The sequence below is a fragment of the Novosphingobium sp. KN65.2 genome, from assembly GCF_001368935.1.
Classification (GTDB): Bacteria; Pseudomonadota; Alphaproteobacteria; order Sphingomonadales; family Sphingomonadaceae; genus Novosphingobium; species Novosphingobium mathurense.
Genome location: NZ_CCBH010000161.1, coordinates 1 through 12,180, shown reverse-complemented (window position 1 = coordinate 12,180; position 12,180 = coordinate 1). Strand labels below are relative to the sequence as shown.

Genomic DNA, 12,180 nt, shown 5'->3' with positions numbered 1-12,180 from the left:
GACGGAGTGGGAAATCTTGTCAGTTCGACCGGGCAACCGGAAAGCCAGCCTGCTTGTCGCTCTTGCGGCACTGGTCACGCTTCCGCTTGCAGGCCCCATCCACGCCGCCGACGTTGCCGTGCCCGAGCTGGCCCCGCAGCAGCAGGCCGCACCGGCGCTGACCGCGCCCGCCGTTTCCACCGTCACCATCGCCGACATCGCCCCGGCAGCTCCCGGGATCGACGCCGCCGAGATCGAAGCGCCCGAGTTCGACCCGATCGGTTCGGGCATGGCAAGCTACTACGGCAACCAGTTCGCCGGCAGCCGCACCGCCAGCGGCGACCTGTTCGACCCACGGGCGCTCACCGCCGCGCACCGCACCCTGCCCTTCGGCAGCAAGGTGCGCGTGACCAACGAAGCGACCGGCGATTCGGTCATCGTCACCATCAACGACCGCGGACCGTTCCACGGCAACCGCGTGATCGACCTCAGCCGCGCCGCCGCGGACGAGATCGGCCTGACCCGCGCCGGCAAGGGCCGCGTGGAGCTGGCGCTGCTCGCCGACTGAGCTTGGGCAGGCCCGGCCCAAGCGGGTCCGGCGCCTGAGCGGCCACGGCCCCAAAGCCGAAATCCCATAAAGCGTCAGTGCGAGCGGCCGCATCCCGTGCGGCCGTACCGGGCCGTTGCGCGCCCCGCCCTGCGGCGACCTGCGAACCTGCCATCGGCCCCGGCCCGCAAAAAGTCGGCCAGCGCGGTGGTGGGAGGGGGGTGGGAGCATCACCGCGCCGGCCTTCACTTGCGATAACCACAGGCCCGGCGATCCGTTCCCGGCGCCAGCCGATTTTTCGAAACAGGCCGGAAGGCCCGCCCGGTTTACACGGTTTACACGGTCCAGGGGGACAGGCCGCCGGACCGTCGAGCGACTTGTACTCCAGCGGCAGGCCATCGCCCCCGCTCGCGGCGGGACCGGCCGGTTCCCCGGCCAGATCCTCGGGCAATTCGTCCAGCCCCGGACCGATCCAGCCGTCCCAGGCGACCACGCAGTGCCCGTCGCGCGCGTCCGCTGCGCGCTCCTGCCGCGCCTGCCGCAGCACTTCGTCGACATGATCGCAGGCGCGGGCCTGCCATGCATCCCAGTCCGCCCCGGCCCCTTCCGGGTCAGCGGGCGCATAATCGACGTAGTCGCGGCGCGAGAGCGGCAGGAACGGGTCGGGCGCGCCCTCTTCCGGCAAGGGATCGAGCGCCGGGTCCAAGGAGGGCTGGAAAAAGTCCTCGTCCGGCGCCGCGCCGGAAAGCAGCGCCAGCACTTCATCGAAGCGCCCGGCCTGCTCGTTGACGTGGTGCTGCTCGGCCAGCCGGTCCAGCCGCGCAAGGTGCGCCAGCAGCAGGCGGGAATCGTAGCGCCTGCGCCGCCCGACCAGCTCTCCGCGAAACCAGACCGCCTCGTCCACCCCGTCGATCGCGCGGGTCGCCAGCACTTCCTCGGCATGGGCGCGCGCGAGCAGCAGCGCCGCGGACCAGCCTTGCGCAAAGACCGCATCGCGCCGCCGCAGGAGATAGGCGGAAGTCCGGCTCATCCCCACCCGCGCACAGGCCGCGCGCACATCGCCCCGGTCGGCAAGGTAGTGGAGGAAGGCAACCTTGCGCGCATCGCTCCAGCCATTGTGGGGCACGCCGTCCCCCTCCCGCCCGGCGGAGGCGTCAGCGGTGGGCCTTTCCCCACCCGCAGACGCAAGAGGCGTTGCGGCGCCCTGCCCGAAAGGCCCATCCCCCGGCAGGCCGATATCGCGCGAAGCCGGTATCCACCCCCGCCCGAACCGCGTGGGCGGCGCGTCACACCCGCTTTCAGGATCACCGCTCATCCTGAGCTTGCCGCGTGATGCGCCCTGATGCGGCGCGTCCGCACCCAAACCGTCAGCAAAGTCCGTCATCGTCCACCTCGCACAAAGCGGGAAACCCGCAGAAAGAGGTCACGGCACGGCCCAAACGGCGGCACCGAGGTGAACGAACCATCTATCGCAGTTCAGGGACTGTAGGAAAATGGTTTGAAGGGAAGAAGGATGATGCGAGGGCCATCGCCCTCGCGCTCTAAATATTGTCGCCGATGTGGGTTGCAATTGGACCGTTCTAACGAACTCTATTGGGTGATTTCGTACTCTTCATGATTTCGGCACAGATGACATTTCATCCACGAACGATAGATTCCGGAATCACAACACAACGCTTCGAAGCATTCTAAATTAAAATGCTGAAACCTAGGCATATTGTTAAGCAGCACATTGACCACTGTGTCCTAGCTTGTAGCGTGTAAGTGCGTCTTCCTGGGGGGTAATGTGACAAAATTCGAATCCCACGAACCAAATTCGCTGACCGAAATTTTATCGATAGTGGAGAGCTATCAGTCAGTTCGTGAGGTAGTTTGGTATCGCGGTGTAAATAACGAGACACACAATCTGGCTCCATCGATTGTTAGGCTACCTAATAGCCCAAAAGAAGAAGATATCATAAAAATTGAAAAAGAAATATACGCCACGTTTTCCCAAAGATCACCGCCATTTATAGAAAAAGACTTCTCAAATTCTTGGAGAAGTTTATTTTTCATGCAGCACTACGGAATCCCAACCCGCCTATTGGATTGGTCTGAAAGCCCTTTTGTTGCACTGTACTTCGCGCTTTCGTCTGTTCAACGAACACAAACTGGTAAGCCACAAAAGGATGTTGCAATGTGGCTATGCGATCCAATCGCATGGAATCGCACGGCCCTTAGTCACATCACATACAAAGGCGAGATACTCGACGAAAACTGCGAGGAGATCAAAGCCTACTCGCCAGGCACTGAGATAGATCATCGAGCCACCAAGCCTGTCATGATATACGGTACTCACAACTCTCCTCGGATCGTTGCGCAGAGAGGCGTGTTCGCGCTCTTTGGGAAAGGACTAACCCCGATGGAGAAAATATTCGAAGACGAAGCGTTCTCGAAGGACATTCTTACGAAAGTGATAATAAAGAAAGAACATATCGACGGAGTTCTAAAATCCCTCTTCCAAAAGGGCATTACAGAAAGCGTCATATTCCCCGACCTCCAAGGCTTAGCTTTGGAGATTCGCAGAAAGTTTGGCTACAAATGAAAAGCGTCCTGAAAATTGAGCAGCACCAAACGCGCACGTTGAAGTGGTGGAATTCTCGACGCGAGAAAATTGATTTCGACCCGCCTTATCAACGAAAAGGGAGACTATGGTCAGATCAAGATAAAGCGTTTCTAATCGATTCAATTTTGAATGGTTTTGACATTCCGAAGCTTTATCTTGCGGATTTTCAATTCGGTGAATCATCACTGAATGAAAAGAGATTGCCGTACGCAATCATTGACGGAAAACAAAGACTTGAAGCAATATTTGATTTTTTCGATAACAAACTAACTCTTGCTAAAGAATTTAAGTGGCGAGATGACGCCACACTATCTTTAGGAGGACTGAGCCTTCGCGATCTATATTCAAAATACCCAGAAGTGGCCGAAGAATTTGAAAATGCAAATTTGACAATTATGAGCGTATTCACAGATGATGAAACGCTGATTAATGATTTATTTGTACGCCTGAATAGAAGCAAATCACTCACTGGCGCAGAAGTCAGAAATGCAATCGTAGGTCCAGTCACAGACGTCATCCGCGAACTTGCTCAGCACAGTATATTCAAAGAAACCATACGCTTCAGCACCAAACGAGCTGGCGATCATAATGCCGCGGCCAAGGTACTTCTATTTGAATATAGAGGCCACCTTACCGGAACAAAGAAAATCGATTTAGATAACTTTGCAAAAATAGGCACCGTAGATAGAGAGAGGCTTGAGCTTTCTGCCCGCAGAGCAATAGATATTTTTGATGAGATGTCAGAAATATTTATCCCAAACGATGTTCTTCTGGGATCCGCGGGCACGTTCCCGGTATACTATTGGTTTGTTCGCGGTGTTTCATCCGAGTTTCAAGATGATATAAGGCATTTTTTGATAGAATTTGAAAACTCTCGGAAAGAGAATAGAGAGAAGGAGCGCCTTCATGGCGAAGGCCGAGGGCTAAATGCCATATATTCAAGATATGACACTTTAAACAGAAGCACAAATGATCTCGGAAGCCACAAGGGTCGCGTGGAAATATTACGAGAGGAATTTGTTAAGTATCTAAACAACTTGTACGAGCTGGAAGAAGATCAACCGTTTAGAAATATATCGAACTAATTTAGCGCAAATCACCTCTACAATATTTTTACTTTATTGATCGGAATAACTTCTCTTAGCATGGGGAAGCGCGAGGGCGTTGGCCCTCGCATTCATTCTTGTTATTCTCCCTCGCTTAAACCACCAGCCCCCCACCATTCCGGGGACGATTGGTCACTTCCCCAACAACGGCTTCAGATAATGCCCCGTGAATGAACGCTTGTTCTTCACCACCTGCTCGGGCGTCCCTTCCGCCACGATCTCACCGCCGCGCACGCCGCCTTCCGGCCCGAGGTCGATGATCCAGTCGGCGGTCTTGATGACGTCGAGGTTGTGTTCGATCACCACCACCGAATTGCCCTGGTCGACGAGGCGGTGGAGCACTTCGAGGAGCTTGCGCACGTCCTCGAAATGCAGGCCGGTGGTCGGCTCGTCCAGAATGTAGAGCGTCTGCCCGGTGGAACGGCGGGCCAGTTCCTTGGCCAGCTTCACGCGCTGCGCCTCGCCGCCCGAAAGCGTCGTCGCCTGCTGGCCGACCTTGACGTAGCCCAGCCCCACTTCGTTGAGCATGTGCATCTTGTCGCGGATCGGGGGCACGGCCTTGAAGAACTCTTCCGCGTCCTCGATCGTCATGTCGAGCACGTCGGCGATGGAGTGGCCCTTGAACTTCACTTCCAGCGTTTCGCGGTTGTAGCGCTTGCCGTGGCATTCCTCGCACGTCACGTAAACGTCGGGCAGGAAGTGCATCTCGATCTTGATCAGGCCGTCGCCCTGGCACGCCTCGCAGCGGCCGCCCTTGACGTTGAAGCTGAAGCGCCCGGGCTTGTAGCCGCGCGCCTCAGACTCCGGCAGGCCGGCGAACCAGTCGCGGATCTGGGTGAAGGCGCCGGTGTAGGTCGCCGGGTTGCTTCGCGGGGTGCGGCCGATCGGGGACTGGTCGATCTCGATCACCTTGTCGCACATCTCCAGCCCGGTCACCCGGTCGTGCGGGCCGGCGATCATGCGCGCGCCGTTCAGCGTGCGCGCGGCGGCGGCGTGGAGGGTGTCGAGCGTGAGGCTGGACTTGCCCGAGCCGGAAACCCCGGTGACGCAGCAGAAGGTGCCGAGCGGGAACTTCGCCGTCACGCCGGTGAGGTTGTTGGCCCGCGCGTTCTCCACCGTGACGAAGTGACCGTTGCCCTTGCGGCGGGTCTGCGGCACCTCGATCCGGCGCGCGCCGGTGAGGTACTGGGCGGTAAGGCTCTGCTTGTTCCTGAGCACCTGCTTGAGCGTGCCTTCGGCCACCACCTCGCCGCCGTGGACGCCCGCGCCGGGGCCGAGGTCCACCACGTGGTCGGCAGCGCGGATCGCGTCTTCGTCATGCTCGACGACGATGACCGTGTTGCCAAGGTCGCGCAGGCGCTTGAGGGTTTCCAGCAGGCGGTCGTTGTCGCGCTGGTGCAGGCCGATGCTCGGCTCGTCCAGCACGTAGAGCACGCCCGAGAGGCCCGAGCCGATCTGGCTGGCGAGGCGGATGCGCTGGCTCTCCCCGCCCGACAGCGTGCCCGAGGTGCGATCGAGGTTGAGGTAGTCGAGCCCGACGTTGTTGAGGAAGCCGAGGCGCTCGTTGATCTCCTTGAGGATGGCGCGGGCGATCTGCTGCTGCTGGTCGGTGAGCTTGCCTTCCAGCGCGCCGAACCACGCGAAGGCGTCGGCCACCGAAAGCCGCGCGGCATCGGCGATGTCGCTTTCGGCAATGCGCACGGACAGCGCCTCGGGCTTGAGGCGCTTGCCGTCGCAGGTTTCGCACGGCTGCGCGGTCTGGAACTTGGCCAGTTCCTCGCGCATCCAGGCGCTGTCGGTCTGGATCATGCGGCGGTTGAGGTTGCCGATGACGCCCTCGAACGGCTTGTTGACGGTGTATTCCTTGCGCCCGTCCTTGAAGGTGAGCGGAACCGGCGCCCCCGCGGTGCCGTAAAGGACGACGATCTTCACCTCGTCGGGCAGGTCCTGCCAGGGCGTGGTGAGGTCGAACCCGAAGTGCGCGGCAAGGCTGGAGAGCACCTGCATGTAGTAGGGGCTGGGCGGGTTGGACTTGGCCCAGGGGACGATCGCCCCCTGCTTGAGCGTCAGGTTCTCGTTCGGCACGACGAGCTGCGGGTCGAACAGCAGCTTTTCGCCCAGGCCGTCGCAGGCCGGGCACGCGCCCTGCGGGGCGTTGAAGCTGAACAGGCGCGGCTCGATCTCCTCGATGGTGAAGCCGCTGACCGGGCAGGCGAACTTCTCGGAAAAGACGATGCGGTTGGGCGGCAGGCCCGCGCCCTTGAGGTTGCGCCCCTGCGCTTCCTCTTCCTCGCGACCCGGGACGCTGCCGTCCGCAAGGTCGACGTAGGCCAGCCCGTCGGCCAGCTTGAGCGCCTGTTCGAAGCTGTCGGCAAGGCGCGTCTGGATGCCGTCCTTCACCGCGATGCGGTCGACCACCACCTCGATGTCGTGCTTGTACTTCTTGTCGAGCGCGGGGGCGTCCTCGATCGCGTACATCTCGCCGTCGATGCGCACGCGGGTGTAGCCCGCCTTCTGCCACTCGGCCAGTTCCTTGCGGTATTCGCCCTTGCGGCCGCGCACGACGGGGGCGAGCAGGTAGAGGCGCGTGCCTTCCGGCAGGGCCATGACCCTGTCGACCATGTTGGACACCGTCTGCGCCTCGATCGGCAGGCCGGTGGCGGGCGAATAGGGAATGCCCACGCGCGCCCACAGCAGGCGCATGTAGTCCCAGATCTCCGTCACCGTCGCCACCGTGGAGCGCGGGTTGCGGCTGGTGGTCTTCTGCTCGATCGAGATCGCGGGAGACAGCCCGTCGATATGCTCGACGTCGGGCTTCTGCATCATCTCGAGGAACTGGCGCGCATAGGCGCTCAGGCTCTCGACGTAGCGGCGCTGGCCCTCGGCATAGATCGTGTCGAACGCCAGGCTCGACTTGCCCGAGCCCGACAGGCCGGTGATGACGATCAGCTTCTCACGCGGGAGCGCGATGTCGAAGCCCTTGAGGTTATGCTCGCGCGCACCGCGCACGGTAATGTGGGAGAGACTCATGGGGAGCGTGTGTTCCAGATTTGTTCGCGTCGATCAAGCGGCGGAGTGGCTTGCCCGCAAGATGGGTTGCAAACGGTTTATCGCAATGGCTTTGCATCGCCGCCGCCGAATTGGCAAATAGCGCGCAGGGTTCAGGTGAGGGTCTAAAAGATCATGCAGCGTTTTGGTTTCCTGTGCGCAGCGGCGCTGGCCGTGGCGACGATGTCCGGTCCGGTGCATGCGGACGATCCTTACGAGAAGATGACGCCCGAGGAACTCGCCCGCGACAAGGCGACGATCCGCCGCCTCAACCGCGAACAGCTCGACTACGTTCGCAAGCGTGACGCGCAATACGCCAAGGGCTGGCGCGCCTATGACGACGCCCGCCGCTCGTCCGGCTACAGCGACCGCCGCTACGAACAGCAGATGCGCGACTACGAGGCCGACCGCCGCGACTACGACCGGGCGATGGCCGACTGGCGCGAAGACGTCGCCGCCTGCCGCGCCGGCTACTATTCACGCTGCCGCCGCTGAGGCGCCGGGGCAGACTGCCCCCTCCCCATCCGGACCGATCCTGACGCGGCCCACCCGCTGCGCCAAGGGCCCGCGCCCTCGGTGATACTTGCGCCCGGCGTTCAAGGCCGGAGCGATGGCTGGCGGTTTGCTTGCGCCGTGGCAACGCCAGCATTCAGAGCATGTTGTATAAGTATTTGGCGGCAAGGAACGCAGGGACTTCCTGCCACCACGCTTGGTGAGGCAAGGCGTCGACTAGGGGCCGGGTGCGGAATGGCAGTTGTCGGAATTTTCCGCGGAAAAGCGGCCTTTCCGGAGCCGCCAACATTGCAGGCGTAGGTTAGAGCCTTACACTTGCGGCATGAGCTACGAGCCCGAGAGCCCAGAATTTCGTACTTACAGGCGTATACTAAGGTGGGGCGTACTCGTGATGCTCGGCCTCGTAGCGTTGGACTTGGGGCTTCGAGCGCTCCACATCTGCGGCGGCTAACCCGACCTTGCCGCCGTCCATTCACTCAGTCGATTTCGAAAACGAAGGGCCGCTTTCAGCAAGGCGGACCGCGCCGTTGAAAGGCCGCTCTGTCGGGGTGAGCGGTCATTGATCGCCAGCGCCCCAATGCCTGCAATGGGCCGGAAGCAGAATGGCGGCTCTAGAGCGGCCAAACCCAAAAAGCGGACTTAGGATGCGCCGACTTACATCCACACTGTTGGAAAAGTTCGTCAGTGCTCGCTATTGGGCTCTATGGCCACGACACCGACAGCAACAAACGCCACGAAGAAGGGGCACTGTCCCACCTGCGATGGCGAGCGCACCTGCGAAATCCACGGCTCGATCTACAAGGCTTGGAATTGGGAGGACAGGCAATATGGCCATTCGGTCAACGGCGGTGTCGACCACTCTTTGCTCGAATGTCGAGGGAGCGAGACGGTCTTCTACGAAACTTCCAGCTGGAACAGCGAAGACATCGATTACTACTACGATGCGATGGGGCAGGAGCAGTATGAGCATCCGAGGGAGATACAAACTTATCCGAAGCCAGAGGCCAAGACGAAGCCGGTATGGTTTGACGCCATGCAAAAGGCTGACCCCCAGCTGCACAATATCCTGAGCCAGATGTACGTAGCGCACGACAACCAGGCACACATTCTCACGGCGATAGGACTTAGAACGGCACTGGACCGTGCAACCGAAGTCCTCGGCATCGACCCGGCCAAGACATTTGATGAGAAACTGAACGAGCTGCGCGACGGAGGGTGGATCGGGCAAACTGAGCGGGACATCCTCGGCGTTGTTACGGATGCGGGTAATGCGGCTGCGCATCGCGGCTGGGAGCCCGACTGTCAGGAGGTTTCCGAACTGCTCTCATCGCTAGAGGTGTTCCTCCATCGCGCTTTTATCGTCGGCCAGAAGGCATTAGGCATCAAGAAAAGTATCCCCGCAAAATCCAAGCGGCTGCTCGCCGCTGGGAAGAAGACTACTCCCTGACAACAATTGGGGCCGATTTCGGAATGTCGACTTTCGGATTGAAAGTGGTGAATAACTGCCAATCACTGCGCCTTGAATAGATAGAGGCAATTCACTTGGCCCCCTCATCATCCTGCGCGTTCCCATGCACCTTCTCGGCCAACTCGCCATACATCCGCGAAATGATGGCAGCAGCTTTCGCTTTGTAGGTCTTCTCGACATATTGGGACTTCAGGGCAAGCAACGCCTCAAGGGTATCGGCGATTTCCTCAAAGAAGGCTTCCACCTCAGCGACAGGTACAGCCACTTCACCAGTGAGTTTCAGATGCCATTCGCCCTCCTTCTTTTGAACAGCAGCTTCATCCTTCCCCCTGATGAATTTGACCATCTGACCGGCTTCATTTTTCTCCCACAGGTCATGAATGAAGCGATTGCGTTTGTCTTGAAGGGGTCCTTTGAGAGCTTTCACTTGCTCGTTGACGGCATCGAACCATTCACTGTTCGGCCAGCGAACATGGGCGACCTTCTTGAGAACATCCAACTGGCTCCTGAATGACGTTTGGCTGATGATGATCCGTTCGATTTCAGGCTCCTCCGCGTCCTCCATGACCACGTCACGGAGGAACTGACGAACCATATCCTCAACCATGCCCCACATGACGACAATACTCCCAAGAGCCATCATGAGACGATCAAACTCGTCGCTTTCTTCCTGAGCCATCCAATTTTCCCGTCCGAAATCCCAACGAGATTGGCCCAATAGACATTAGGCAACAATCGGACAAACGGATGTCTGCTTCCGAGTAAATCTGGATCGCCCCCTGAACGGCGACAAGGGCGCGTAGCCGCCATTCGCGCGATGACGGCTATGATGCAGGTTCCAGGTCACAATTCCGAAAAGGTGCCCATTGGCTGAACGAACGTGCGCCGCTCGCGTCGCTACCGCGCAGGCGGGAATCCAGCTTGACGCAGCGGCTCGAAACCAGTGCGCGCCCCATCCAACCTACTGGCACAGACTGCCTTTCCCCTCGCCGCGATTTCGCGGTTTACACGCAAGCGGCCTGCCGCACGCAGGAGGCAAGCGAACAAACAAGTGAGTCGCCCCCTTCCCCGCCCGCCCGAATGCGCGTAAAGATTTCGCCGGACACCAAGAAGACGAGTCGAATTTTACAAACAATAGTAATCCCAAGTAATTTTATTGCCGACCAGTCCTTCAATACGGGGGTGAGTCGAGGGGTTCAGAATTCTGTAAATGATTACAGCGCCGTAGTGATCGCTTCACGCGGCGCGCACGTCTTGTCGGGCAATTTGCCTCAGCATCGCGTTTCCGGGTCGCCTGGAACTCCCCGCGCCGCAGGTCGCAAGACCTGACGGTTCTTGCCCTGCGCTACACAGAGTCAGGAGATGAACCATGAAGAGGATCCATGCCGCCGCCCTTGCCGTAATCGCGTTCGCCATCGCCACCCCGTCACTCGCCGAGGTCGTCGTGAAGGACACGAGCTGGTCCATGCTGCCTTATCGCGAAGTGCGCTTCAACGACCTCAACCTCGATACCCCGCAGGGCATCGACCGGCTGAACATGCGCATCACCTCTGCGGTGAAGACGGTCTGCGGCCAACCCGATGCCCGCATCCCGCGTGAGGTGGCCGTGACCCGCACCTGCCGCAGCGAGTCGCTGGAACGCGCCTTTGCGGATCGCGATTCCATCATGGCCGCGCGCCTGGCCGCCAGGGACGATCCGAGCCGTCTGGCCGCGCTCACCACCTCCATTGCCATCGCCGCCCGTTGAGGACCGGGCGCTGATCGAGGCCCCGCCCCGATTGTCCTGGGCGGGCGCCCGATCCGGAAGCAGGGAACGCAGCAAGGTTCCCTGCCTTCGGACCTGCAGCCGGGGCCGCGGGCTTCGGCTCCACGCAATTCCGCTCTCCCCCGCCGCAGGGATGCCCCCTGCGGCAATCCCCCCGCGCGATCATGAGGCGCGATCAACTCGGGCCGGTCGCGGGGCGTTGCCCCTCGCGCGCTCCCCGTCGGCCCACTTTGCCCGGCCCGCTTTGCCCGGTCGGCTTTGCCCGGTCGGCTTTACCCGGCCCGCTTTGCCTTGGGGGGGCGGCTTGCCTCATGGGGCGGCCAACCTAAGATGGGGGCATGAGAAAACTTCCCCCCGTTCTCGCCGCAGCCGCACTGGCTGCCAGTTCCCACCCTGCCCTCGCCAAAGTCTCGGTCGATGCCGACCGCATCGCGACCGACGTGAAGACGCTCGCCTCCGATACCTTCGAAGGCCGCGCGCCCGGCACCGCGGGCGAGGACCGCACGATCGGCTACCTGATCGCGCGGTTCCAGGACCTCGGCCTGCAGCCCGCCGGACCCGACGGGCGCTGGGTCCAGACCGTCCCGCTGCTCCACACCAAACTGGAAAAGGCGCGCACCTTGGCCTTTGCCGGCCCCAAGGGCGCGATGCCGGTGGAGCAGGCCAGGGACCTCTACATCTCGACCGTGCGCCCCGACGACGCGGCCACGATCGAGGACGCGCCCGTCGTCTTCGTCGGCTATGGCGTGGATGCGCCCGAACGCGGCTGGGACGACTTCAAGGGCGTGGACCTGAAGGGCAAGTTGGCCGTCTTCCTCGTCAACGACCCCGACTTCGCGGCGAAGAAAGGCGAGCCGGCGGCAGGCAGGTTCGGCGGCCGAACGATGACCTACTACGGACGCTGGACCTACAAGTTCGAGGAAGCCGCGCGGCAGGGCGCGGTGGGCGCGCTGATCGTGCACGAAACGCAAGCCGCGGGCTATGGCTGGAACGTCGTCGTCAGTCCGGGCGGCGAGAACTACGACATCGTGCGCAGGCCCGAAGACCTGACGAGCCTGGCCCTGCAGGGCTGGATTTCCGGCGATGCGGCCAAGCGCCTGTTCGCCGACGCCGGGCTGGACCTTGCCAGACTATCGGCGGGGGGGGGGG

General features: G+C 60.9%; 9 protein-coding genes and 1 pseudogene. 7 read left to right on the top strand and 3 right to left on the bottom strand.

The genetic code is table 11. The annotated features are described in order from the left end of the window. Positions 1–16: 16 nt before the first annotated feature. The gene (locus tag SPHV1_RS25485; RefSeq protein ID WP_054946701.1) at positions 17–547 is read left to right on the top strand and encodes a septal ring lytic transglycosylase RlpA family protein; all 531 of its coding nucleotides are present in this window, start codon (positions 17–19) and stop codon (positions 545–547) included. Here SPHV1_RS25485 and SPHV1_RS14230 read toward each other — a convergent pair. Beyond that, positions 468–1,910, bottom strand: coding sequence for a hypothetical protein (locus SPHV1_RS14230; RefSeq protein WP_054946700.1), 1,443 nt, complete (start codon positions 1,908–1,910; stop codon positions 468–470). The genes SPHV1_RS25485 and SPHV1_RS14230 overlap by 80 nt on opposite strands. Before the next feature lie 402 nt (positions 1,911–2,312). Here SPHV1_RS14230 and SPHV1_RS14225 point away from each other — a divergent pair, with 402 nt between their 5' ends. Then, positions 2,313–3,110: an FRG domain-containing protein gene (locus SPHV1_RS14225; RefSeq protein WP_197277728.1), complete on the top strand. Its 798-nt coding sequence runs from the start codon at positions 2,313–2,315 to the stop codon at positions 3,108–3,110. Next, a complete protein-coding gene (locus SPHV1_RS24470; RefSeq protein ID WP_082431015.1) occupies positions 3,107–4,216 on the top strand; it encodes a DUF262 domain-containing protein in 1,110 nt (369 codons plus the stop codon). Before SPHV1_RS14225 ends, SPHV1_RS24470 begins: the two co-directional genes overlap by 4 nt. A gap of 153 nt (positions 4,217–4,369) precedes the next feature. Here the strand turns inward: SPHV1_RS24470 and uvrA are convergent, their stop codons facing one another. Next, the gene (uvrA, locus tag SPHV1_RS14220; RefSeq protein ID WP_054946698.1) at positions 4,370–7,267 is read right to left on the bottom strand and encodes an excinuclease ABC subunit UvrA; all 2,898 of its coding nucleotides are present in this window, start codon (positions 7,265–7,267) and stop codon (positions 4,370–4,372) included. A 153-nt stretch (positions 7,268–7,420) separates the two neighbouring features. Here uvrA and SPHV1_RS14215 point away from each other — a divergent pair, with 153 nt between their 5' ends. Together SPHV1_RS14215 and SPHV1_RS14210 are read left to right on the top strand one after the other, a co-directional pair. After that, positions 7,421–7,780 carry a hypothetical protein gene (locus SPHV1_RS14215; protein WP_054946697.1) on the top strand — a complete coding sequence of 120 codons (360 nt, stop codon included), beginning with the start codon at positions 7,421–7,423 and terminating at the stop codon, positions 7,778–7,780. Positions 7,781–8,501: 721 nt separating this feature from the next. Then, positions 8,502–9,245: a DUF4145 domain-containing protein gene (locus SPHV1_RS14210; RefSeq protein WP_054946696.1), complete on the top strand. Its 744-nt coding sequence runs from the start codon at positions 8,502–8,504 to the stop codon at positions 9,243–9,245. A gap of 91 nt (positions 9,246–9,336) precedes the next feature. Here the strand turns inward: SPHV1_RS14210 and SPHV1_RS14205 are convergent, their stop codons facing one another. Next, the gene (locus tag SPHV1_RS14205) at positions 9,337–9,945 is read right to left on the bottom strand and encodes a hypothetical protein (protein ID WP_054946695.1); all 609 of its coding nucleotides are present in this window, start codon (positions 9,943–9,945) and stop codon (positions 9,337–9,339) included. Positions 9,946–10,635: 690 nt separating this feature from the next. Here SPHV1_RS14205 and SPHV1_RS14200 point away from each other — a divergent pair. Together SPHV1_RS14200 and SPHV1_RS14195 are read left to right on the top strand one after the other, a co-directional pair. Beyond that, a complete protein-coding gene (locus SPHV1_RS14200) occupies positions 10,636–11,013 on the top strand; it encodes a UrcA family protein (protein WP_054946694.1) in 378 nt (125 codons plus the stop codon). Between the two features lie 356 nt (positions 11,014–11,369). Then, a pseudogene (locus SPHV1_RS14195) lies at positions 11,370–12,180 on the top strand (peptidase M20); the annotation flags it as partial.